Source organism: Kribbella sp. NPDC051587, assembly GCF_044453945.1.
In the GTDB taxonomy this organism is placed as follows: domain Bacteria; phylum Actinomycetota; class Actinomycetes; order Propionibacteriales; family Kribbellaceae; genus Kribbella.
The window spans coordinates 301,088-323,198 of record NZ_JBITDE010000007.1 but is presented as its reverse complement, the minus strand read 5'-3'; the positions used below and the strand labels follow the sequence as shown (position 1 = coordinate 323,198).

The 22,111-nt window shown below is 68.4% G+C and carries 22 protein-coding genes and 1 pseudogene; 11 read left to right on the top strand and 12 right to left on the bottom strand.

Annotated elements, in window-relative coordinates; all coding sequences use genetic code 11:
• Nucleotides 1-510 carry a VOC family protein gene (locus ACIA49_RS25705; protein WP_396379870.1) on the top strand — a complete coding sequence of 170 codons (510 nt, stop codon included), beginning with the start codon at nt 1-3 and terminating at the stop codon, nt 508-510.
• Here the strand turns inward: ACIA49_RS25705 and ACIA49_RS25700 are convergent.
• Nucleotides 502-2,490 carry a GMC oxidoreductase gene (locus tag ACIA49_RS25700; RefSeq protein WP_396379869.1) on the bottom strand — a complete coding sequence of 663 codons (1,989 nt, stop codon included), beginning with the start codon at nt 2,488-2,490 and terminating at the stop codon, nt 502-504. The genes ACIA49_RS25705 and ACIA49_RS25700 overlap by 9 nt on opposite strands.
• A gap of 58 nt (nt 2,491-2,548) precedes the next feature.
• On the opposite strand from ACIA49_RS25700, the gene ACIA49_RS25695 reads away from it, so the two are divergent.
• Nucleotides 2,549-3,631, top strand: a complete 1,083-nt coding sequence (locus ACIA49_RS25695) for an aldo/keto reductase (protein ID WP_396379868.1) — start codon at nt 2,549-2,551, stop codon at nt 3,629-3,631.
• Here the strand turns inward: ACIA49_RS25695 and ACIA49_RS25690 are convergent.
• Nucleotides 3,618-4,208, bottom strand: coding sequence for a TetR/AcrR family transcriptional regulator (locus ACIA49_RS25690; protein ID WP_396379867.1), 591 nt, complete (start codon nt 4,206-4,208; stop codon nt 3,618-3,620). The two genes, ACIA49_RS25695 and ACIA49_RS25690, sit on opposite strands and share 14 nt — an antisense overlap.
• Nucleotides 4,209-4,320: 112 nt before the next feature.
• Between ACIA49_RS25690 and ACIA49_RS25685 the strand changes: the two genes are divergently transcribed.
• The 4 genes from ACIA49_RS25685 to ACIA49_RS25670 are packed head-to-tail and all read left to right on the top strand — an operon-like array spanning nt 4,321 to nt 8,244.
• Nucleotides 4,321-5,535 carry a helix-turn-helix domain-containing protein gene (locus tag ACIA49_RS25685; RefSeq protein WP_396379866.1) on the top strand — a complete coding sequence of 405 codons (1,215 nt, stop codon included), beginning with the start codon at nt 4,321-4,323 and terminating at the stop codon, nt 5,533-5,535.
• 56 nt (nt 5,536-5,591) lie between these two features.
• Nucleotides 5,592-6,803: a DegT/DnrJ/EryC1/StrS family aminotransferase gene (locus ACIA49_RS25680; protein ID WP_396379865.1), complete on the top strand. Its 1,212-nt coding sequence runs from the start codon at nt 5,592-5,594 to the stop codon at nt 6,801-6,803.
• Complete coding sequence (locus tag ACIA49_RS25675) at nt 6,800-7,519, top strand: hypothetical protein (protein WP_396379864.1); 720 nt, start codon at nt 6,800-6,802, stop codon at nt 7,517-7,519. The genes ACIA49_RS25680 and ACIA49_RS25675 overlap by 4 nt, the downstream gene beginning before the upstream one ends.
• Nucleotides 7,519-8,244, top strand: a complete 726-nt coding sequence (locus ACIA49_RS25670; RefSeq protein WP_396379863.1) for an amidohydrolase family protein — start codon at nt 7,519-7,521, stop codon at nt 8,242-8,244. The genes ACIA49_RS25675 and ACIA49_RS25670 overlap by 1 nt, the downstream gene beginning before the upstream one ends.
• 51 nt (nt 8,245-8,295) lie before the next feature.
• On the opposite strand, the gene ACIA49_RS25665 is transcribed toward ACIA49_RS25670, so the two are convergent.
• The 6 genes and pseudogenes from ACIA49_RS25665 to ACIA49_RS25640 form a co-directional block, all read right to left on the bottom strand.
• Nucleotides 8,296-8,823, bottom strand: a complete 528-nt coding sequence (locus tag ACIA49_RS25665) for a GNAT family N-acetyltransferase (RefSeq protein WP_396379862.1) — start codon at nt 8,821-8,823, stop codon at nt 8,296-8,298.
• Between the two features lie 20 nt (nt 8,824-8,843).
• A complete protein-coding gene (locus ACIA49_RS25660; protein ID WP_396379861.1) occupies nt 8,844-9,179 on the bottom strand; it encodes a hypothetical protein in 336 nt (111 codons plus the stop codon).
• Between the two features lie 7 nt (nt 9,180-9,186).
• Nucleotides 9,187-9,984, bottom strand: a complete 798-nt coding sequence (locus ACIA49_RS25655; protein ID WP_396379860.1) for a CPBP family intramembrane glutamic endopeptidase — start codon at nt 9,982-9,984, stop codon at nt 9,187-9,189.
• 31 nt (nt 9,985-10,015) lie between these two features.
• The gene (locus ACIA49_RS25650; RefSeq protein ID WP_396379859.1) at nt 10,016-10,576 is read right to left on the bottom strand and encodes a GNAT family N-acetyltransferase; all 561 of its coding nucleotides are present in this window, start codon (nt 10,574-10,576) and stop codon (nt 10,016-10,018) included.
• 110 nt (nt 10,577-10,686) lie between these two features.
• Nucleotides 10,687-10,944 (bottom strand): annotated as a pseudogene (locus tag ACIA49_RS25645) (DUF1905 domain-containing protein); the annotation flags it as partial.
• A 44-nt stretch (nt 10,945-10,988) separates the two neighbouring features.
• Complete coding sequence (locus ACIA49_RS25640) at nt 10,989-11,960, bottom strand: helix-turn-helix domain-containing protein (protein ID WP_396379858.1); 972 nt, start codon at nt 11,958-11,960, stop codon at nt 10,989-10,991.
• A 59-nt stretch (nt 11,961-12,019) separates the two neighbouring features.
• Between ACIA49_RS25640 and ACIA49_RS25635 the strand changes: the two genes are divergently transcribed.
• Genes ACIA49_RS25635 through ACIA49_RS25625 form a run of 3 tightly spaced genes read left to right on the top strand, consistent with a single transcriptional unit; the run spans nt 12,020 to nt 14,743 of the window.
• The gene (locus ACIA49_RS25635; protein WP_396379857.1) at nt 12,020-13,342 is read left to right on the top strand and encodes a hypothetical protein; all 1,323 of its coding nucleotides are present in this window, start codon (nt 12,020-12,022) and stop codon (nt 13,340-13,342) included.
• A complete protein-coding gene (locus tag ACIA49_RS25630; RefSeq protein ID WP_396379856.1) occupies nt 13,281-14,087 on the top strand; it encodes an ABC transporter ATP-binding protein in 807 nt (268 codons plus the stop codon). Before ACIA49_RS25635 ends, ACIA49_RS25630 begins: the two co-directional genes overlap by 62 nt.
• Nucleotides 14,084-14,743, top strand: a complete 660-nt coding sequence (locus tag ACIA49_RS25625; protein ID WP_396379855.1) for a hypothetical protein — start codon at nt 14,084-14,086, stop codon at nt 14,741-14,743. Before ACIA49_RS25630 ends, ACIA49_RS25625 begins: the two co-directional genes overlap by 4 nt.
• Nucleotide 14,744: 1 nt before the next feature.
• Here the strand turns inward: ACIA49_RS25625 and ACIA49_RS25620 are convergent, their stop codons facing one another.
• Genes ACIA49_RS25620 through ACIA49_RS25610 form a run of 3 tightly spaced genes read right to left on the bottom strand, consistent with a single transcriptional unit; the run spans nt 14,745 to nt 17,855 of the window.
• Complete coding sequence (locus tag ACIA49_RS25620) at nt 14,745-15,572, bottom strand: carbohydrate ABC transporter permease (RefSeq protein ID WP_396379854.1); 828 nt, start codon at nt 15,570-15,572, stop codon at nt 14,745-14,747.
• Between the two features lies 1 nt (nt 15,573).
• Entirely contained in the window at nt 15,574-16,500 is a 927-nt protein-coding gene (locus ACIA49_RS25615; protein WP_396379853.1) for a carbohydrate ABC transporter permease, read from the bottom strand.
• Complete coding sequence (locus ACIA49_RS25610) at nt 16,497-17,855, bottom strand: extracellular solute-binding protein (RefSeq protein WP_396379852.1); 1,359 nt, start codon at nt 17,853-17,855, stop codon at nt 16,497-16,499. The genes ACIA49_RS25615 and ACIA49_RS25610 overlap by 4 nt, the downstream gene beginning before the upstream one ends.
• A gap of 175 nt (nt 17,856-18,030) precedes the next feature.
• Here ACIA49_RS25610 and ACIA49_RS25605 point away from each other — a divergent pair, with 175 nt between their 5' ends.
• Nucleotides 18,031-19,059, top strand: a complete 1,029-nt coding sequence (locus tag ACIA49_RS25605) for a LacI family DNA-binding transcriptional regulator (RefSeq protein WP_396379851.1) — start codon at nt 18,031-18,033, stop codon at nt 19,057-19,059.
• A 134-nt stretch (nt 19,060-19,193) separates the two neighbouring features.
• Nucleotides 19,194-21,464, top strand: coding sequence for a HelD family protein (locus ACIA49_RS25600; RefSeq protein ID WP_396379850.1), 2,271 nt, complete (start codon nt 19,194-19,196; stop codon nt 21,462-21,464).
• On the opposite strand, the gene ACIA49_RS25595 is transcribed toward ACIA49_RS25600, so the two are convergent.
• Complete coding sequence (locus ACIA49_RS25595) at nt 21,444-22,025, bottom strand: hypothetical protein (protein ID WP_396379849.1); 582 nt, start codon at nt 22,023-22,025, stop codon at nt 21,444-21,446. The two genes, ACIA49_RS25600 and ACIA49_RS25595, sit on opposite strands and share 21 nt — an antisense overlap.
• Nucleotides 22,026-22,111 lie beyond the last annotated feature (86 nt).

Below are 22,111 nucleotides of genomic sequence, written 5' to 3'. Positions count from 1 at the left end.
ATGGCGATCTTCCGGCTCAACCATGCGGTGCTGTACGTGCGCGACGTGGCCACCAGCGTCGCGTTCTACCGCGATGTCCTCGGCTTCGGCTACACCGAAGGCGGCGACTCGTACCCGACCGCAGCCTTCCTGCGCGCCCCCGACTCCACCAACGACCACGACCTGGGCCTGTTCCAGCTCGGCGGTGAGGCGGGTGCCTCGGGCGCGGGCAAGACCACCGTCGGCCTCTACCACCTGGCCTGGGAGGTCGACACCCTCGGCGATCTGGCCGACCTCGCCACCAAGCTGCAGGCGGCCGGAGCCCTGGTCGGCTCGTCCAACCACGGCACCACGAAGTCCCTGTACGGCAAGGACCCGGACGGACTCGAGTTCGAGATCGTCTGGATCATCCCGGCCGATCAGCTCACCGACGCCGACCGCGAGCAGGGTGGAGTCACCCGCCTCGACCTCGACGCCGAACTGGCGAAGTACGGCCGTGACACGAAGAGCGGCGTCGGCATCTCACGCTGATCCGCGGACGATCTGGTCGCTGATCCGCAGGGAGTTGGCCAGGACGGTGAGGACCGGGTTCACTCCGCCGTTCGTCACATGGACGGAGGCGTCGGCGATCCAGACGTTGTCGTGACCCCACAGCCGTCCGTACGGGTCGGTCGCTGACCGCGTTGGGTCGTCGCCCATCCGGCAGGTGCCCGCTTGGTGCTGGCCGGTGCTCGCGCGTCCCGTCGTACCGAGTGTGTTGCGAGCGGTTCGGACCGCGCCGGCGGCTCGCAGCCACTCTTCGGCCTTCGCATTCATGAACGTCTGGGCGCGGACGTCCTCGGGGTGGATCGAGCCGCTGATCTTGGCGACCGGGTTGCCGAAGCGGTCGCGGGTCGCGGGGTCGATCCGGATGCGGGACTCGCTGGACGTGACCTCTTGGATGGGGCCGACGACCCGCAGCATGCGGCGGGCTTCGTGGCGCATCGCCTGCTTGGCGGCCAGGCCCGCGCGCGGGATCAGGCCGGCGCCGGTCAGATAGTCGTACGTCGCTGCTGGGGTCGGCACGAATTCGTTGGCCAGCATGCCGCCGCCGACGATCCCGTCGTTGCCGTGGCGGAAGTCGCAGGTCGCGATCGAGACACCGGGGCCGATCAGATCGGCCAGCTCGTCGTCGAACAGTCCGACAGCACCGGCGTACACGTGGGCCTGGAGGTAGCGGCCGACCTGGTCCTGGTTGTTGCCGAGGCCGTTCGGCTCGGCGGGGTGAGCGCTGTTGAGCAGGAGGCGCGGAGTCTCGGAGGCGCCGGCCGCGACGACGACTTCGGCGCACTCGATCGTGCGGCGCCAGAGCTGCCCGTCAACCAACGCGACCCCGACGACCCGCCCGTTGCTCACAACCAGCCGCTCGGCCGTGGTCCCGGTGACCAGCGTGCAGTTGCCGGTGGCGAGCGCGGCCGGGAGTGCCGTGTTGTGGGTACCGGCCTTTGCCTCGACCGGGCAGGCGAAGCCGACGCACTGGCCGCAGCGGACGCAGCCGGCGCGGCCTTGGTAGTCGACCGAATTGATCAGCAGCGGTACGTCGAGCGTGCCCCAACCGAGGGTTTCCGCCGCAGCCGCGAGTCGATGCGCCGGGCCGGTTCTGGGCAGTGGTGGCATCGGGAGTTCACGTGGTTCGTGCCAAGGGTCGGTTCCGCCGCCGCTGACCCCGAACCGTTGTTCGGCCAGGGTGTAGTACGGCGCCAGGTCGTCGTACGAGATCGGCCAGTCGGCCAACCCACTTCCCTCCGGTACGCCGTACGTCGTCGCCATCCGGAAGTCGCGCGGCACGAACCGCCACGCCTGGGCGCCGTACACCCGCGTGCCGCCGCCGACCGTGAACGCGTTGTTGCCCCAGTCGCCGTCGGGCGGCAGCGGGTACGACGTGACGCCGTCGACGACCGCGGTCCGGGGCCGGCCCTGCGGATCCGGATCAGTCGGTGCAGGCAGTCCCGCGACCGACCGGGGATTCCGCAGATGATCGCGAGCGAGCGACTCGGTCGGCGGATACTCCCCCGCCTCGACCACCAGCACGGTCCGGCCCGACTCGGCCAGCACCTGAGCCGCCGTACCGCCGCCGGCGCCCGACCCGATCACCACCACGTCGTACCGATCCGCCAACGCACTGCGCGGCGTGACCGTCAGCTCAGTCGTGACCGGATCCCAAGCCCCGCCAGCATCAGGTCGCCACCCGACCATCCGCCACGCGGCCTCCCCTGCGTAGTACCCCTGGGAGATCAGCCGGACCAGCCACGCCCCGTCCACATCCGTCAGCACCGCCTCCTCGGCAACCGACAGCGCGCGGACGACGCGGGGCTGCCAGTCCGGCCGGTCCACAGTCAGCACTCGCTCGATGAACGCAACCGCGCCGGCCTCCGCCGCGGACGGACTGTTGTCGGTTGGGCTGGCGTCAGCCGGTACGACGAGCTCCGCCAACCGTGTGAGCACCTGCTGCTGGGCCTCGGTCAGGACCACATCCGCCTCCGAAAGGTTTGTACTTGCCGGTCCATTTTTCCCGAGGAACGCTGGATCCATGGCACTCGACAACTATTACCTGCTCGGCCGGTCCGGCCTCCGGGTCAGCCGGCTCGCGCTCGGCACGATGAACTTCGGCACCGGCGGTTTCCACGGACCCTACGGCCGCACCGCCGACCAGGCCGGCGCGATCTTCCACACCTACATCGATGCCGGCGGCAACTTCATCGACACCGCCGACTTCTACACCGCGGGCGAGAGTGAGCAGATCCTCGGCAAGCTGATCGCAGAGAGCGCTCTCCGCGATCGCGTCGTGCTCACCAGCAAGTTCACCAACAGCGTGGACCCCGGCAACCCGAACGCCGGCGGCAACGGCCGCAAGCACATGATCCGCGCGGTCGAGGACTCGCTGCGCCGGCTGCAGACCGACTACCTCGACCTGTTCCTCCTGCACACCTGGGACCGGATCACGCCCATCGACGAGGTCCTGCGCACGTTCGACGACCTCACCCGCGCCGGAAAGATCAGGTACGCCGGACTGTCCGACGTACCGGCCTGGTATGCGGCTCGGGCGCAGAACGACGCCGTACCGATGGTCAACCTGCAACTCCCCTACTCATTGGCCGAGCGAACCATCGAGACCGAGCACGTGCCGATGGCGCAGAACCTCGGCCTCGGCATCACTGCGTGGAGCCCGCTGGCCAGTGGATTCCTCACCGGGAAGTACCGGCGCGACGAGGTCGAAGGGGTTGCCGGAGAAGGACGCCTGACCGGAGAGAGCGCTCCATCGCGTTCTTGGAGCGATCAGCACTGGGATCTGCTCAAGACTCTGCAGAGCGTCGCCGACGAGCTCGGCGTGACCATGGCTCAGGTCGCGGTGAACTGGGTCGCGACCCAGCCAGGCGTCGCCTCCGCGATCGTCGGGGCCAGCTCACCCGAGCAGCTCACCTCGACGATGGCCGCACTCGACTTCGACCTCCCCGCCCACCTTCGAGCCGACCTCGACACGGCGAGCGCCGTACCGGCTGAGTCGGTGTATCGGATGTTCACCCCGGAGTACCAGGGCTGGCTGGTCAGTGCAGGCACGAGGGTCGGCGACAAGCCTGCCGGTTATCAACCACCGGTCCTCAACTGGTCTTGACCCGCAGGTAGTCCAGACAGAGATCCAGGGCGTACTCGAGATGCTGGGCCGATCCGGACGACATCAGGATCGCGACGCCGCCCTGGATCGCCGCCATCAATGCGCCGGCCGCCCGGTGCGCATCGACGTCGGCGCGGATCTCACCGGCAGCCTGCATCTGATGGATCCCGGCCTGCAACGACTGCTGCCATTGTGCGAGCAGTTTGCCGGTCACCGCCTGCGCGGCGGGCGTGTGCCGTCCGATCTCGGTGATCAGTACGCCGAGCGGGCAGTGCACGCCTTGACGCCGATACTTCTCGACCACCGCATCGCGCCACTTCTGCCAGGCGTCCCAGCTGGTCAAGCGGCTGAGCTGGGGCTCCTGGTCCTCGATCACCCGCTCGGCCTCGCGCTCGGCGACGGCCATCAGCAGCTGCTCCTTGCCGCCGGGGAAGTAGTGGAACAGCTGACTCTTCCCGGTCCGGCTGCGCTGCCCGACGTCGTCGAGCGTCACCGCGGCGATCCCCCGCTCGCGGATCTCCCGGCCGGCCGCGGCCACGATTCGGTCCCGGGTCGCCTTCCCTTTCGCAGTCAGCACGACGTCGACTGTACCGGCTGGTCCAGAACCACGCGGGCCGCCGTACGGCGCGGGTTGTTGCGAGGGCTCGGTGATCTGACGAGACTGACCCGGTGAGACAGGCAGCCGGGCGATGGTGACGACGATCGGGGTGGTCGGGCCGTCGGACCTGGTCACCTCCACCTGCAAGATCATCGGATCCCAGCGCGGTATCGAGGTTCTGCCTCTGAAGTACCGCCGGGAGACCGATACCCCGAAGGTGATGGCCGCGGCGCCACCCAGCGTCGACGCCTGGCTGTTCACGGGTGTCGTCCCGTACCAGATCGCCGCGGCGAACGACCTGCTCGACCGCCCGGCGACCCACGTCGAGTACACGGGTGCCACGCTGCTGCGCGCGCTCGTCGAGCTGCTCGGTGACGGCCAGGACATCAAGTCGATGAGCATCGACGTACTGGACGAGGCCCAGGTGCACGAGACGCTGGCCGAGGCCGGGCTGCCGACCCGCGGCGTCAAGGTGCTGCCGTACCGGCCGGGGCTGAGCTCGGACGACGTACTGGAGTTCCACCGGGCCGCCAAGGCGACGGTCGCGATCACCTGCCTGCGGTCGGCGTACGACAAGCTTCGCACCGAGCGGCCGACCATCCGGCTCGCGCCGTCGATCCACTCCGTGCGCAGCGCGCTGAACAGCCTGCTGCTCGTCCACGACTCACTGCGCAGCGATGACGCTCAGATCGCGCTCGGCCTGGTGGAGATCGCCGCCGCCGGTGAGGTCGCGCTGCGGCGCGAGGCCGGCTCGCTCGGCGGCAGCGTCATCCCGTACGACGACAAGCGGTATCTCGTGGTGGCCACGCGCGGACCGCTTGAGCAGGCAACCGCGTCGTTCACCGAACTCGGGATGCTGAACCGGCTGAAGGAACAGTTCGGGCCGGTGCGGATCGGGTTCGGGATCGGCGGTTCCGGGATCGAGACCGAGGCGCTGGCGAAGCGTGCACTGGGACGCGCCAAGACGGCCGGGCGGACCGCGGCGGTCGTCTCGCTGCGCAACGACATCGACCTGATCCTGGTCGGCGGCGCGACGCCGCGCGCACAGCAGCGGTCGAAGCTTCAGCTCCTCGCTCAGCGCGCGGGGCTATCGAAGGCAACGCTCGAGCGGCTGCAGGAACTCGTGCACGCTGAGCCGGAGGACGGGGTGACCACGCGGTCGGTGGCCGAGCATCTGGGCATCCAGCCGCGTACGGCCCGGCGCGTACTGAACCGGCTGGAGCGGGCCGGCCTCGCGGATGCGACCGGTACCCAGATCGGGACCGGCAGCGGACGGCCGTTGGTCGTCTACCGCGTGCACCTCTGATCTAGTAGGGTCGGTGGTAATTACAGCCATGACCGTAATTACCACCAGGGGGCCCTATGCCTGAGCTGGCCGTGCACGGCGGGACCCCGGTCCGGTCGACTCCCCTCCCCTCGGTCTTCAACGCCTCCGGCCGGCGCTTCGGCGACGAAGAGGTCGCGGCGGCCGAGCGCGTGCTGCGCAGCGGCATCCTCTCCGCCACCTGGGGCTCCGAAGTGCCGGCGCTCGAGCAGGAGTTCGCGTCGTTGATGGGTGCGGGCCATGCCGTTGCCTGCAGCTCCGGTACGGCGGCCCTGCACCTGGCCGTGGCCGCGGTCAATCCGGAGCCGGGTGACGAGATCATCACCACGCCGATCAGTGACATGGGGACGGTCTTCCCGATCCTGATGCAGAACGCCGTACCGGTGTTTGCCGATGTCGATCTGGCGACGGGAAACCTGGATCCGGCCGCCGTCGAGGCTGCGATCACGCCGCGGACGAAGGCGGTGCTGGCGGTCCATCTGTTCGGCAAGCCGGCGCCGATCCGCGCGCTGCGGGCGCTGTGCGACAAGCATGGTCTGCTGCTGATCGAGGACTGCGCGCAGGCGTATCTCGCGCCAGTCGGCGACGTTTACGCCGGGCGGATCGGCGACATCGGATGCTTCAGCCTGCAGCAGAGCAAGCACATCAGCGCTGGTGACGGCGGACTCGTGGTGACCGACGATGCGGCGCTGGCGCGGCGGATGCGACTGTTCACCGACAAGGGCTGGCCGCGCGACACGGACGAGCGGACATACCTCTTCCTCGCGCTGAACTACCGGATGACCGAGCTCGCCGCCGCGGTCACGCGGGTGCAATTGACCCGACTCGCGCAGATCGTGGACGACCGTCGTACCAGCGCGGGCAAGCTGACCGCCGGCATCGGCGACCTGATCGGTCTCCTGCCGCCCCGGGACGACGACGATCACGTCTACTGGCAGTATCCGTTGATCCTGGACGGCAACATCAACCCCTGGGCGGCCGCGCTCACGGCCGAAGGCGTCCCTTGCACGCCTGGATATCTCAGGGAACCGTTGTACGCCGCTCCGGCCCTGCGCTCGAAGATCACGTACGGCGACTCCGGCTTCCCGCTCGGCGACATCGAGTACCCACCGGGCCTGTGCCCGAACGCCGAGGAGCTGATCGAGCGCCGCTTGCTCGTACTGCCCTGGAACGAGAACTACAGCGGCGCGGATGTGGACGACATCGCCACCGCGATCCGCAAGGTGCACACCGCCCTGGGAGCCTCATGACCGACGCACCACTGCTGCTCGACTGCGACATCCTGGTCGGGCATGACGTGACCACCGGCCGGTGGAGCCGTCCGGAGCGAGTTCGGGAGGTGTTCGCCGGGACCGGGATCTCCGGTGGGGTGGTGTCCTCGTTGCGGGCGGTGCATTTCGACGTACCGTCCGGAAACGACGAAGCCCGGGAGGTTGCTGAGGGCAACGGTTGGACGAACTGCCCGGTGCTCGATCTGCGCGATCCGCTGGGGGCCGAGCGGGAGCTGGAGCGGTTGCTGGCGAGCGAGCGGCCCGCCGGGATTCGGTTGGCTCCGACGGCGCAGGCGGTTGATCCGTCGTACCCGTCCTTCGGGCATGTGGCGCAGCTGGTCGTGGCGGCGGGGCTGACCCTGTTCGTCGAGGGCGACGTGCGGGTGAGCGGGCCGGCGCTGCGGGGGCTCGGGGCGCGCGTGGTGTTCCTGGACACGCATTTCTACTACCTGGGCGACTTCGTACTGCTGGCGCGCGCGGAGCCCGGGTTCCACACCTCGACCCGGATGCTGACCGGGCCGGACTCGTTGGAGATCGTCGCGGCCGAGGTCGGCGCGGACCGCCTGGTCTTCGGCACCCGGACGCCGTTCCACGAGACCTACTCCGTGCTCGGCCGCCTGCTCAGCTCGAAGCTGACCGCGGCCGAGATCGCCCAGGCGGGCAGTCAGTCCCTGACCAAGCTGCTGGAGCCGTGATGCTGATCGACGTCCACGCCCACTGGGGTCCGTGGTTCTTCTCGATGGAGGTCGGCCCGATCGAGGTCAACCTCGACCTGATGGACCGCTTCGGCATCGACCTGCAACTGGTCTCCTCGATCGAATCCATCGTGTACGACGCTCCCGCGGGCAACCGTGCGCTCGCCGAGCAGCTCCCGGCCGACGACCGCCTCCGCGGCATGCTCGTCGTCGACCCCCGCCGTCTCGACGAGGCGCGCGCCGACCTCCGCGACCTCGTCACCGGCAACGATCGCTGGGTCGGCGCCAAGATCCACACCGAGTACAGCCGCACCCCGATCACCAGCCCCGCCATGCAGGCCGCGATCGAGCTCACCACCGAGTTCGGCCTGCCCACCCTCGTCCACACCTGGGGCGACACCGTTCTCGACCTCGCCGATCTGGCGGCCCGAGTCCCCGACGCCCGCCTGATCGCCGGTCACATGGGCGCCGGCGCCTGGCGCCAGGTCCCCGAAGCCGCCCGCCGCGCCGGCAACATCTGGTTCGAGCCCTGCTGGTCCGCCCCCGACGCCGACCGCATCCGCTGGATCCTCGACCGGATCGGCCCCACCCGCCTGATGTTCGGCACCGACGCCACCCTCATCGACCCCTCGGTCGCCCTCGGCGCCCTCACCGCCGCCGCCCTCACCCCCGCCGAAGCCGAAGCCATCCACCACCAGAACGCCGAGGCCCTCTTCGCCCTGTAACCGCCCTAACGTCCGAACGCCCGCAGTACGTGGTCGGCGTGTTCTCGGACGCTAGCGACTTGGGGCGACGAAGACGATGATGTCGGTCTCCGGGCCGCGGACCTCGGGCTCGATCCAGCCGAGGCGACGGTAGAAGGCCAGGGTGTCGAAGTTCTGGTTCCACGCCAGGAGCCAGGCGCGGGGACGCTCGGCGGTGGCCGTCTCCAGGAGCTTGCGACCGAGGCCGGTACCGCGAGCGTGCGCCAGTACGCCGAGTTCGTCGATCTCGAGCGCACCGACCAGCAGTTCGTCGACCTGTTCGGGCCCCAGCCGCTTCAGCACGCTTCCGTACGACCGGTCCGTCCGGAACGGGGCAGGCGTGGTCCACCCCGTGACGAATCCGGAGATCCGCCCGTCGTCGGACCGCTCGATCCACGCCTGGAAGCCGTCGCGCAGCACGTCGCCCTCCAGCCGTTGCCGGAAGGCGGCGCGGGTCTCGGCCGGGTCCCGATGCTCGAACGGCGGTGCCGTGAACACCTCCACGTACGCCTCGGTCAGCTCGTCCGCGATCTCGAGGAGGTCCGCCTGATAGCTCTGCACCGGGACACGGTAGCCGGATCTCAGCCCGGCGTCGCGGAGATCGTCTCCAGCTCGGCCCGGAACTGCGGCAGCATCCAGCGCAGCGGCTGGTCGAGCACCCGCCCGATGGTGGACTCGTCCACCTTCAACAGGTTGGCGATCCGGGCGAGCGCGTCCGGCTCGTCGGTCGCCGCGTACAGCAGGTGCACGACCTCGTGCCGGTGCGCAAATACGGCCAGGGCCGCAGCGGCCAGGCCCGCGTCGATGGCGGGCGGCTGCGTCTGCGGCGGGTGGATCTCCGGCTGCGCGGGCGTGGTGTCGTGAACGATTTCGATTTCCCCGTTGAGTGTCACGCCCTTCTCAACCTGACGAAGCATCGATGGGTTACGACCCGGGTAGCCAGCCGACCTTCCCGATCAGGTACGTCGCCCCGACCAGCGCCACGATGTCGATCACCGTATGCGCCACGACCAGCGGCATCACCCGGCCCCACCGCCGGTACAGATAACAGAAGATCACCCCCATGATCACGTTCCCCGCGAACCCGCCGGCGCCCTGATACAGGTGGTACGACCCGCGCAGCAACGCGCTCGCCGCCGTACTGCGCCGTACCGACCACCCCAGCTGATCGAGCCGCCGGTTCAGGTACCCCAGCACGATCACTTCCTCCAGTACGGCGTTCTGCGCGGCGACCGCGATCAGAATCGGGATCCGCCACCAGTAGTCCGGCAACTGCGCCGGATCCACGCTCAAATTGGCCCCCGACGCGTAGGCCAGCAGATAGAACCCCAGCCCGGCCCCACCGATCACCGCCGCGACCGCGGTCCCCCGGCCCAGATCCCGCAGTCGCTCCCCCAGATCGAACCCGATCGTCCGCAGCGACTCCCCACCCCGCAGCAGAAAGTGCCCCACCAACGCCACCGGCACCAGCGCCGTCACCACCGCGAACACCTGCCACGCCAGATCCAGCCAAGGCCGTCCCGGTGCCCGCGACCCCACGATCACCGCCGTCTGCCCACTGATCGGCTTGGCCGACGTCAAGATCCCCGTGAACGAGATGAGCGCCGCCACCCCGGAGGCCCCGAGCGACAGCGCCAGCACCAACCAGACCTCCCGCCCCAACACCCGCCGCGAAGCCAGTTGCGCCGTACCGGCCGCTGGCTCGCCCACCGAACTCGTCATACCCCCAACTATCCCCGCCCGTTCCACCCCCTCAGAAGTCGATCCGCAGTACGGCGCGGCGACGGCCCGGGCGGCTGACCTCGGTGAAGCCGGCGTCGGCGAACATGGCGAGCGTCCCGACGGATCCGCCGTCCACGAAATCCGGGTAGCCCTCGACGGCTCGGGCGCCGCGGTCACGGGCAAAGTCCGCGGCGGCTCGGGCGAGGGCGCTGCTGATACCTCGCCGCCGATAGCCGACGCGGGTGACGAAACACGTCACCGCCCAGACGGTCGCGTCCGCCTTGTCCTCCTGACGCCCTTCCCAGGGGACGCGGTTGTCGCGCAACAACCTCGGGTGATCCGCCCGCGGCGCAACTGCACACCACGCCACCGGCTCACCGTCGAGATACGCGACCAAGCCGCTCGTCGCCGACGCCTTCCGATCACCGCAGGCCGTCTGATCGCGCAGGCGGGCAGCAAGCTCCTCCGGCCCCTCAGTCCGCCAGGTCTCCTTCGGCAACATCCGGAACCGCTGACACCAGCAGCGCGACGTGTCCCCCGTCGTACCGAAGATCGCCTGCAGGTCCTCCCACGCCGCCTCGTTGGCCGGCACGATCCTGAGCTGATCCGCCCGGACAGGCTCCCGGGACCCGCGCGGCCGGGAGCGCTCTCCCGAGGTTTCTGCGCGACCTGCGGCACCGGCTCAAACGTCAACCGAACCTCCACGGCATCACCCGCGTCCAGACCTGCAGGCTTCCGTACGGCGTCCTTCAGCGGCAGGAGGTAGCTACCGTCCTTCGGCCACAACGAGGTCTTCCAGCCGGCGCTGCCGATCCGGACTCGGACCGGCAGCATCCCCCACGCCCGATACCCCACGGCCGCGGCCCGCAGGTCGGCGCTCTCCTCGTCCGGAACCGGCACGAAGTAGTACGGCGCTGGGCCGCGCCACTCGATGACCTCGCCGCTGAACTCCAGGTCCATGAGCCGATGCTAGGGCTCGTTCCGGACATCCCACTTCCGGATTCCTAGGCGAGTTGCTGGGGAGATTCCGGTGGGAGTTGGGTGACGCGGTGGCCGGTGTCGGACTGCCAGTACAGGACCGAGCGACCGGAACGGCGTCGCTCGAGCAGACCGGCCGCTGTCAGGATCCGGAGGTGGTCGGAGATGGTTGCGAGGGACAGGCCGGTGGCGGCGACCAAGGCCGTCGTACTGATCGGGTCGATGGCGGCGGTGAGGATCCGGGCGCGGTTGCGGCCGAGGAGGTCAACCAGAGGCTCCGCCAAGGCTCGCGTTCCGGCGAAGATGCCGGTCACCGGGTAGGTCAGGGCGAACCGGTCCGGCAGTCGCCAACTGACACTGACGCGTTGGGTATGCGTGGCGATGAACATCAGCGAACGACCGCGGACGTCGGTCACCGGGTAGTCCCAGCGGTTCACCTGAATCCGCCCGTCGCCAAGCCACTGCACGTCGGGTCCCAGCCCACGCAGCACGCCGGACCAGCCCTGCTCGCTGAGGCGCGCGGTCCGCGATACGATGTCGGCCTGGAGCAGGCGGCGGCGTCGCGGCCAATCCGGCTCGACGGTGTGTGTCCAGACCCAGGTGAGGAGATCCGCGACGCTCGCAGCGAGAGCGCTCTCCGATTCCAGGATCGCGGGCAGGGGGTCACGCACGACCCGCAGATCCGCGCGGATCTCGTCGTCGGTCAGGCGTAAGAGCGCGTCGAGTTCGTCGGCCAGCTTGGCGTCGGGATCGAGCGGCAGGCTGGTCAGGAAGTCCGCGGTCCAGCTACGCCCGAAAGCGCTCTCCAGCAACGCCGCCCAGACCGGCTCGGCGGCCAGCCGCGCCTCGAACGCCGGCCGGTGCGTGTCCTTCCAGGCGCGGAACCAGGGCTCGACCGGCCGCAGCAGCAACTTGAGCGCCGACACCGTCTCGGTGAGCTCGGACGTGGCGAATCGGGCGTTCGCCAAGGTGTCGGCGTCGACGAGAAACTCGGACAAGGTTTCGCCTCCATCCGAAACTGTAGGACCCGGCAGTGTCACCACCGAAGCTTCCAACCATGACCCAGTCCCCACCGATCACCCCGTCCACCGCACCCGCCGTACCTGGTGGACCGCCTGTCGCCGCGGCTGCCGGAACGCCGACCTATCGGCAGATCTTTGCGAACGCCGAGTTCCGCAGTCTGTGGATCGGGAGCGCGCTCGGCAACGCCTCCTCGACCATGACCAGCCTGACGCTCGCCTTGCTCGTGAACGCGGCGACCGGCTCGGCCCTCCTCGCGGCGCTCGTCATGTTCGGTCCGTCGCTCGCGCAGGTACTCGGCGTCTCGACGCTGATGTCGGCGGCCGACACCGCGCGCCCGCGCCGGATCCTCGTCGTACTCGCCGTCCTCTCGACCGTGGCGGTCACCGCTCAGGCCGCCTTCCAACTTCCGGCCGCGGCCCGGCTGGGACTCGCACTCGTGGTCGCCTACGGGTTGTCGATCGGCTCCGGTGTCCGCTGGGGGCTGCTCAACGACATCGTCGCCGCGGACCAGTTCATCCTCGGCCGCTCGGCGATGAACCTGTCCGTCGGCGCCATGCAGATCGCCGGCTTCGGCATCGCGGGATTGTTGCTACAGGCAATGAGCCCGTCCACGGTCCTCTGGCTGGCGACCGCGTGCTCCGCACTCACGATCCCGGTCATCCGCTTCGGCCTCCGCGACCGCGCCCCGCGCCGCGGCGCCCGGACCAGCCTCGCCGAAACCTGGCGCGGCAACCGCCGCCTACTCAGCCAGGCGCGTACCAGGCCGCTGCTGCTCGCCCTCACCATCCCCAACGGCCTGATCGTCGGCTGCGAAGCACTTTTCGTCCCGTACGCCGGTGCGCACGCCGGCTGGCTTCTCGCAGCCGGAGCCGCCGGCATGCTGTCCGGCGACCTCGTGGTCGGACGGTTCCTCACCCGCACCCAACGTCGCCGCGCCGGTCAGTACCTCCGGTTCGTCCTGGGTGTCCCGTTCCTGGCCTTCGCCCTCGACCTCCCGCTCGTCCTCCTCGCCGCCGCCGTTGCGCTGGGCAGCTGCGGCTACGCCGCCTCGCTCGCCCAGCAAGAGGTGCTCGTCGAACTCACTCCCCCGGATCAACGCGGCCAGGTCCTCGGCATCGAGTCCGCCCTCCGGATGACGACGTTCGGCATCTGCGCCATCCTCGCCGGTACTCTCGCCGACCTCACCGCTCCGGCCCCGGCAATCGCTCTCTTCGCCGCCGCCTCGCTGGTTGCCTCGGTCGCTCTGACCGTTCCGCTCTCCCGGATCATGAACCCGACGCGGATAGGGTCTGGGCATGGAGGCTGTGCGGCTGACGAACGTCTCGAAGCGGTACGGGCGACGGGAGATCCTCAGTGAGGTCGATCTGCGGGTCGAGGCCGGTGAGCTGCTCGCGTTGGTCGGTGCGAACGGGTCGGGGAAGTCGACCGTTCTGAAGCTGATGGTCGGGTTGTCGCGACCGACCTCGGGGACGGTACGACGGTCCGCGCAGGTGGTCAGCTACGTGCCGGATGTGTTCACGTCGCACGACCGGTTGTCGGCGTCGGCGTACTTGCGGCACCTGGGCCGGATTCGCGGGCTCAGTTCGGGAACGGCGAGAGAGCGCTCTTCGGTGTTGCTCGAGCGGCTCGCGTTGACCGGTGGCGCGGATACGCCGATGCGGAAGCTGTCCAAGGGGAACGCGCAGAAGGTCGCGCTCGCGCAGGCGTTGCTGACACCGCCTGAGCTGCTCGTCCTCGACGAGCCGTGGGCCGGCCTCGACGCAACCGCTCATGCGACTCTCCGCGAGCTTCTCACCGAGACCGCTCACGCCGGCGCCGCCGTCGCGTTCACGGAGCACTCCACCGACACCGTCCGCTCCACGGCGACCAGAACCTGCGAGCTGCACGAGAGAGCGCTCCACGACGTTTCCCACCCCGGCGCACTGACGGAGATCGTGCTGGCGCCAGGTCCCGAACTCGACTGGTCCACGCGGCCCGAGGTGCTCGAGGTTCTTCACGGCGCCGCCGGTACGACGCTCGTCGTACCGACCGGGCAACACGATGCGGTACTGCTGGCGGCGCTCTCCCAAGGCTGTTCGGTGCGGAAGGTGAACGCCCGGTGAGCGCTCTCTACCGATTTCTGATGACCAGCGTGCTGCTGTCCCAGCGGTACCTGCCGCCGACCCTGATCTTCCTTGCTGCGCTCGCGGTCGGTACGACGTCGGACAACGGACCGCTCCAGTCGTCGTACGCGTTCTGTGTCCTGGCGATGCTCGTGTGCACCACCTGGCTGACCGTCTCGATCGTCAACCACGAGGACCCGACCCAACGCCGGATCACCCTCGTGATGATCGGCAGCTCGGCCAAGGTCCTCGCGATGACCGTCGCGGTGATCCTCACCTGGTGCGTCCCACTGATCGTGATCGGCCTCTGCTACCCGCTCATCACCGGCAAGCACGTCGTCACCGCCGGCATCCTCACCATCGGCGTCGTCGCCCACCTCACCGCAGCCCTGGTCGGAATCGCCATCGGCCTGCTCTGCTCCCGACTCGTCATCCCCCGCATCGGCATCGCCATGCTCACCGCAGCCGCCGCCCTCCTCGCGGTGCTACTCATCCGCTGGATCTCCCCCATCCGCGCGCTCATGAGCCTCCTCTCCAACAGCAACCGCTCCCCCGCCAACTCGGCTCTGCCGCTCACCCTGCTAGCTCTTCTGAGCGCGGCCCTCCTCGCCGCTGCCCTGCTCACCACCCGCGCCATCGCCGACCGCAGGGAATAGCTCAGCGGCTGAAGCCGGCGGTTAGGCCGCTTAGGAGCTGGCGGCGGCCTACGGCGTAGAGGATGACTATGGGGAGGGTGGTGAGGACTACGGAGGCGAGGACGGCGGGGACGTTGACGCTGTATTGGCCTTGGAAGGTCCAGAGGGCCAGGGGCAGGGTGCGTTGTTCGGGGCTTTGGGTGAGGATGAGGGGCAGCAGGAAGCCGTTCCAGACGCCGAGGCCGTTGTAGATCGCGACCGTCACCAACGCGGGCCGGGTGAGCGGTAGGGCGAGGGTGCGCAGCATGCCCCACTCGGTGGCGCCGTCGACGCGCATGGACTCGAAGAGTTCCTTGGGGACGTCGCGGATGAAGTTGGTCAGTACCAGCACGGAGAGCGGGATCGCGAACGCGATCGACGGCAGCACGATCGCGAGCAGGCTGTCGTACAGGTGCATCCGGATGATCAGCAGGTAGACCGGGATGATGGTCGCCTGCAGTGGGATCGCGAGCCCCATCAGGAACAACCCGTTGACGCCGGCGAGGAAGCGGCTGCCGGCGCCACGCACGATCGCGTACGCCGCCAGGAACGAGATCGCCACCGCCGGGATGATCGTGCCGGCCGTGACGATCACGCTGTTCACGAAGTACCGCGGGAAGTCGGACTGGATCACCAGCTGGTAGTTCGCCGTCGTCGGAGCATCCGGCAGTGCGAACGGATTCTGGCTGAAGTACGCCGACTGGTCCTTGAAACTCGTCACCACGATCCAGTACAGCGGGATCATCACGACTACCAGCCACAACCATCCGGCCGAGCCGCCGAGCCAGTTCAACCGCAGCAGTTTCCGCATCTCAGGCTCCCTCCTGCTGACTGGCCGTCGTACTGCCGCCGAGCCGGCGCAGCAGCAACGCCAGCGCGAGACCGATCAGCACCAGCAGTACGGCGATCACGCTTGCCGGGCCCATCAGGTTCGCCTGGAACCCACGCTTGTACATGTCCAACGCGAGCACCCGCGTCGCATCGCCGGGACCACCCGCGGTGAGCACGAAGATCAGGTCGAAGAAGGTCAGCGACCCGACCACCATCAGCGTCGACGACGTGATGATCGTGTACTTCAGCTGCGGCACCGTGATACTGAAGAACTGCCGGATCCGCCCGGCCCCGTCGATCTCGGCCGCCTCGTACATCGTGGTCGGGATCTGCCGGACACCGCCCTGATAGATCAGCGAGTGGAACGGGATGAACTGCCACGACACCACGAAGATCACCACCCCGACCGCGAGGCCACTGCGGCCGAGCCAGTCCTGGGTGAGGAACCCGATCTTGAGGCCGGCCCCGAGCCCGAAGTTCGGGTCCAGCAACGCCTTGTAAGTAATGGCGATCGCGGCCGAGCTCAGCAGCAACGGCACGAAGTACAGCACGGCGAGCAGCCCGCGGTACCGCTGCCGGCCGGCCAGGAAGGTTCCGATCAGCAGACTCAGCGGCGTCTGCACCGCCCAGGACAGGATCATGATCTCGAACGTCACCCAGATCGCATGCGGCAAGCCGGGATCGGACAGCACCGATCCCCAGTTCGCCAGCCCCGCTGGATGAATCGGGCCCAACCCGTCCCACTGCGCGAAGCTCAGCACCAGTACGCCGACCAGCGGCACCACCCCGAACACCACGAACATCAGCAGCGCCGGAAACACCATCCACCCGACCGCACCGGTCCCGTGCGAGGAACCAGTACGACGGGTGACCACTCGGCCCGGGCCACCCGCCGTACCAGAGCTCACTTGCCGATCACCGCGTTCATGCTGTCGGCGAACTGCTGGGGTGAGATCGACAGCTGGAAGAGTTTGGCGATGTTGTCGAGCAGCGTCTCGGCCTGGGTCGGGCTGAGCGCCTGGTCCCACGACTGCGCGAAGGTCTTCGCGTTCGCCGAGGTGTTGTAGACGAAGTTCAGCCACTCGGAGTCGCTCTTGTCGGTGATCCCGGCCAGCCGGTCCTTCGAGCTCTTCGCGACCGAGATGCTCCCCGACTTCACCCAGGCGTCGACCGACGCGTCGTCGAGCGTGTTGTTGGCCAGGAACTTCTTCGCGGTCTCCTTGTCGGCGGCACTCGCCTTCGACGAGATCGACAGGTACTGCCCGGGGTTGCCGACCGTGTCGCTCGGATCGCCCTTGCCGCCGTCGACGCCGGGGAAGTTCATGTAACCCAGGTGACCGCCGGTCACGAAGTCCCCACCAGCGGACTTCATGTTCCCGTAGGTCCACGCGCCGTGCAGCATCATCGCGGCCTTGCCGGTGAACAGCAGCGCCTGGTCGGCGTTGGAGTCCGCGGTGATCGAGGAGAAGCCCTTGATGAACCCGCCGGCCTTGATCAGCTTCTGCATCTCGTCGAGCGCCTTCAGCGCCGACGGGTCCGACCAGCCGTTCGCCTTGCCCTCGAAGATGTTCTGGAAGACCTCACTGCCGCCGATCCGGTCGAACAGGAACTCCAGCCACATCATGTTGGTCCAGCGCGACTGCCCGCCGAGCGAGAACGGCGCGATCTTGGCGGCGTTGAACTTCGGCACCAGGTCCATGATGTCGCCCCACGACTGCGGCGGCTGCGCACCGATCTTGTCGAACGCGCGCTTGTCGTAGAACAGCACGATCGGCGTCGTGGTCTCGACCGGCATCGCGTAGATCTTCCCGCCGACCGTCGCCGCCCCGAAGGCCGACGGGAAGATCGACTCCTTGAGCGCCGCATTCTGCCCGAAGAAGTCGGTCAGGTCCTCGACCTGACCCGCATCCACGTAGCTCTTCAGCCCGCCGCCACCCCAGCCCCAGATCAGCGTCGGTCCCTGCCCGGCCCCGATGGCGGTCTTGATCTTCTGCTTGAACGCGTCGTTCTGGAACTCGGTCGTCTTCAGCTGCGTGCCCGAGTTCGCGTCGTTGAACCGCTTGACCTGCGCCTCCCGGATGCCCTGCTGCGGCTGCCCGGTGAGGAACCAGTACGTCGCACCGCTTCCGGCCGCGCCGCCACCGGTGGAACCCGGCGTGGTCTTCGGGCCGGACGTGCCGCAGGCGGCCAGCATGCTGACCGCCGCCAAGCTCAGAAACGTACGACGGGCCAGACCATTCGGTTGCGGCGTCAGGGGTTCCACTGTGATCTCCGTCTCCGTGAAGGTGTTTCGTAACGTAGGTTTCGGTGATACCACTGTCAAGACGTCGGCGAATATTGCCGAATGCGTTATAGAGCTGGTCTTTCACCCGTGCGGCGACTTGCGAATCGGTTCGAAACTTTTCGATAATCGACCGTCCACGAAAAGGGGGAACACGATGCCACGACCGAAGGCCGCCGTGACGCTGGCGACCGTCGCGACCACCGCCGGTGTCTCGATCGCGACCGTCTCCAAGGTGCTCAACGGCCGCAGCGACGTCTCCTCCGCGACCCGCGCCCGGGTGCAGGAACTGCTCAACCAGCACGGGTACGTCGGCCGCCGTCCCGAGACCGTGGTCCGGGACTCGGTCGAGCTCTTCTACCAAGGGGCCTTGAACAACTACTCGGTCGAGGTCATCCAGGGCGTGGTCGAGGCCGGACAGTCCGCCGACGTCGACGTCGTACTGAATGCGCATCCGCGGCGGGAGTCCACCGTCACGGACCGCGCGAGCCGGTGGATCCGCGAGCTGATCGCCGGCGGCCGCCGGGCCGCGATCGGGATCACCAGCGAACTCACCGACGCCGACCTCGCCGCACTCTCACGAGCCCGGCTCCCCTTGGTCGTCATCGATCCCGCGAACATCCCCGAGCCGGACGTGACCAGCGTCGGGTCAACCAACTTCGCCGGCGGCATGGCCGCGACCCAGCACCTGCTCGAGCTCGGGCACCGGCAGATCGCCTACCTCGGCGGCCCGCCCACCTCAGGCTGCAACCAGGCGCGCCTGAGTGGCTTCCGCAGTGCGATGGAGGCCGCCAGCGCCTCCGTACCGCGGCACTACATCTGGCAACGCGACTTCCTGTACGACGACGGCGTGGCCGGCGGCTCCGCCCTCCTCGACCTGCCGGACCGGCCGAGCGCGATCTTCGCCGGCAGCGACGAGGTCGCCCTCGGCGTGATGGAGGCGGCCCGCTCCCGCGGCCTGCGGATCCCCGAAGACCTCAGCGTGGTCGGCTTCGACGACACCCAGGTCGCCCGCCTCGCCTCACCACCCCTGACCACGGTCAAACAGCCCCTGCGCGAAATGGGCGCCGTCGCCCTCCGCACCGCGTTACGCCTGGCGGCCGGCGACCCTGTCGACTCCCATCACGTGGAACTGGCCACCACCCTCATCATCCGCGACTCCGCCACCCAATTCACGGCGAATTGATCGCATTACTTGCGCAGTAACCCCGGGAATAGCTACCGTTGGGTGTTTGTGTCTGAAACAAAAAAAGTTGCCCTGATGGGGCAACTAAGACCAGATTATCAGACAGTCCGAGGGTTTGCAAGATCGGGGACAGCGTGACGGATCACCAGCTGGCACAGGAGATCGCCGAAGAACAAGGGCAGGTGGCGATCATGTACGAACGACTCGACGTATTGCGCGAAAGGGCACGCGGTGAACTCGGCCGCGTGCAGCTCGAGACCACCGTCGACAATCTGCAGGGCCTGAGCGAACGCGAATCATTCACCAAGCTTTTCTCCAGCCGATTCGCGCAGCTGTCGTCGGTGGAACGCGGCCTGTGTTTCGGCCGGATCGACGAGACCGACGGCGAGCGGTTCCACATCGGCCGGATCGGATTGTTCGACGAGGAGTACGACCCGCTCCTGATCGACTGGCGCACGCCGCTCGCCCAGTCCTTCTACCGCGCGACTCCGGCCGCGCCGCTCGGCGTCACCCGGCGCCGGCACATCCGGCTGCACGGGCGGACCGTGGTCGGCGTGGACGACGACGTCCTCGATCTCGACGCGCTCCAGGACAGCGACCGCAGCACGTTGATCGGCGAGGCCGCGCTGATGTCCTCGCTCGGCGCCAGCCGGACCGGCCGGATGAACGAGATCGTCGCGACCATCCAGACCGAGCAGGACGAGATCATCCGCTCCGAGCTGCCCGGCGTACTGGTGGTTCAGGGTGGTCCCGGTACCGGCAAGACGGTCGTCGCGTTGCACCGCGCGGCCTACCTGCTCTATACGCATCGCGAGCAGTTGGCGCGGACCGGCGTACTGGTGGTCGGGCCGAACACGACGTTCCTGCGCTACATCGATCAGGTACTGCCGTCGCTGGGCGAGACCGACGTCGTACTGGCGACTGTTGGCGAGCTCTATCCCGGAGTGGAGGCCACCGCTACGGAAGGAGCTGCTGCCCAGCGGGTGAAGGGCGACCTCGCGATGGTCGACGTCCTCGCCCAAGCGGTGGAGAACTTCCGGCGGGTCCCGGAGGCAGCGATGGAGTTCAAGGTCGATCAACACGAGCTGGTACTGCGGCCCGCGGCTGTCCGGAAGGCGAAGGAGAAGGCACTCGAGTCCGACGAGCCACACAACCCGGCCCGCCGGGTCTTCGTCCGACGGATTCTGAAGGTGCTCACCGATCAGGTTGTCGACAAGATCGGCCGCCAGTACGTCGGCGAGGAGGACATCGAGGACATCCACAAGGAGCTGGCCGAGGACGACCGTGTGCAAGGCGTTCTGGACCATCTCTGGCCGGAGCTCACTCCCCAACTCCTGGTCAGCGTGCTGCTCTCGTCACCCGAGCGACTGGCCGCCGCGGCGCCGCAGCTTAGCGAGGACGACCGCGCCGCGATCCTCCGGCCGATCGACGCGCCGTGGACGACGTCCGACGTACCGCTGCTCGACGAAGCCGCCGAACTGATCGGCGAACTCGACGCCGCGGTCGCAGCCCGGAGGCAACAGGCAGCTGCCGCCGAAGCCGAAGCGGCGGATGCCTGGAAGTACGCGCGCGAGGTCGTCCAGGTGCAGCTGGAGGCCGAGAACATCGTGGTGATGCCCTGGGAGATCGAGCAGTTCGAGAATCTGGTGCACAAGCGCCAGGAGCTGATCGAGAACCCGGGCACGGTTTCCGAGCGCGCGTCGTCGGACCGCAGCTGGGTCTTCGGGCATCTCATCGTCGACGAGGCGCAGGAGTTGTCGGCGATGGACTGGCGGCTGCTGATGCGCCGCTGCCCGCGCCGGTCGATGACGCTGGTCGGCGACATCGCCCAGACCGGTACGGACGCCGGGGTGAAGTCGTGGGCCGGACTGCTCGAACGCTACGCACCACGTCGCTGGCGCAGCGCCGAGCTGACCGTCAACTACCGCACGCCGACCGAGATCATGACGGTCGCGGCCGACGTACTGAAGGCCATCGATCCCACCCTCCGGCCGCCGGTCTCGGTCCGCGAGGGTGACAGCGAGCCGTGGATCCGCGCCGTACCGACCGAGGAGTTCGCCGACGCGCTCGCCACCGCGATCAAGACCGAGCGCGCGGCGATGGACGACGGCCGGCTGGTCGTGCTGGTCCCCTCACCCCGGTACGACGAACTGGCCGGCGTACTGGATGATGTTGCCCGTAGCAACGACCCTGGCGTGCTCGACGCACCGGTCGCGCTGCTCGACGTCACGCAAGCCAAAGGCCTCGAGTTCGACTCGGTCCTGATCGCCGATCCCGCCGGCATCATCGCCGAGTCCCCTCGAGGCCTCTCCGACCTGTACGTCGCCGTCACCCGCGCCACCAAACGCCTTGGTGTGCTGGCCGACGGTGACCTACCGCAGGTCTTAGCCGTACAGGGCCAGTGACTGCGTGGCCTTCGTCAGGACCGCACCCAGCAGGGTGCGGTCCTGCAGGCGACCGCCGACGGTGACCTCGGCGCTCGCGGTCTTGGCACCGTGGAAGCCGATGTAGCGCGTCGCCACCCAGCGCGTCTCCGACCCACTGCGGTAGGTGTAGACGAGTGTCGAGATCCGCAGCGGTCCCTGGTGCATCGTTGACGTGGCCGTGCCGTTCTGGAGACCGAGAATCTTCAGCCCCCGGGTGCCTTTGAGCGCCTTCTGCTTGTTCAGCGCGGCGGTCGCCGTGCCCGGGTGGCTGTCCAGATCGGCGTCGATGCGGATCATCCGCGGTACGGCGCGGTCGGCAAAACGGCCTTCACCGTTACCGAGCGCGGTATACTTCCAGGACTTCGGCAGCACCGCGGACGCATGACATCCGTACACCGGGTCGCAGTCGAAGTTCCGCTGGCCGTAGGTCAGCGCCGAGCTGTTGCTGGCAGCAACAACCTGCGCGTCGGCCTGCGCCACCCCCAGCAGCGCCACCCCGGTGGTGCCGAGGGCGGCCAGACCGATCATGAATCGCTTCATCATTTCCTCCCCAACTGTTGCTCTTGCCGATGAGACGCCGGTCACGCCCTACTGGTTGGATCACGGATTGGCAGCTTCGTTTGGTG

Excerpts from the sequence above, each read along its gene's own strand:
- ACIA49_RS25655 (WP_396379860.1), bottom strand. The coding sequence starts at position 9,984 with ATGACGAGTTCGGTGGGCGAGCCAGCGGCCGGTACGGCGCAACTGGCT.
- ACIA49_RS25595 (WP_396379849.1), bottom strand. The coding sequence starts at position 22,025 with ATGAAGCGATTCATGATCGGTCTGGCCGCCCTCGGCACCACCGGGGTG.
- ACIA49_RS25635 (WP_396379857.1), top strand. The coding sequence starts at position 12,020 with ATGACCCAGTCCCCACCGATCACCCCGTCCACCGCACCCGCCGTACCT.
- ACIA49_RS25685 (WP_396379866.1), top strand. The coding sequence starts at position 4,321 with ATGGTGACGACGATCGGGGTGGTCGGGCCGTCGGACCTGGTCACCTCC.
- ACIA49_RS25620 (WP_396379854.1), bottom strand. The coding sequence starts at position 15,572 with ATGCGGAAACTGCTGCGGTTGAACTGGCTCGGCGGCTCGGCCGGATGG.
- ACIA49_RS25680 (WP_396379865.1), top strand. The coding sequence starts at position 5,592 with ATGCCTGAGCTGGCCGTGCACGGCGGGACCCCGGTCCGGTCGACTCCC.
- ACIA49_RS25630 (WP_396379856.1), top strand. The coding sequence starts at position 13,281 with ATGGAGGCTGTGCGGCTGACGAACGTCTCGAAGCGGTACGGGCGACGG.
- ACIA49_RS25605 (WP_396379851.1), top strand. The coding sequence starts at position 18,031 with ATGCCACGACCGAAGGCCGCCGTGACGCTGGCGACCGTCGCGACCACC.
- ACIA49_RS25675 (WP_396379864.1), top strand. The coding sequence starts at position 6,800 with ATGACCGACGCACCACTGCTGCTCGACTGCGACATCCTGGTCGGGCAT.
- ACIA49_RS25660 (WP_396379861.1), bottom strand. The coding sequence starts at position 9,179 with ATGCTTCGTCAGGTTGAGAAGGGCGTGACACTCAACGGGGAAATCGAA.
- ACIA49_RS25695 (WP_396379868.1), top strand. The coding sequence starts at position 2,549 with ATGGCACTCGACAACTATTACCTGCTCGGCCGGTCCGGCCTCCGGGTC.
- ACIA49_RS25705 (WP_396379870.1), top strand. The coding sequence starts at position 1 with ATGGCGATCTTCCGGCTCAACCATGCGGTGCTGTACGTGCGCGACGTG.
- ACIA49_RS25670 (WP_396379863.1), top strand. The coding sequence starts at position 7,519 with ATGCTGATCGACGTCCACGCCCACTGGGGTCCGTGGTTCTTCTCGATG.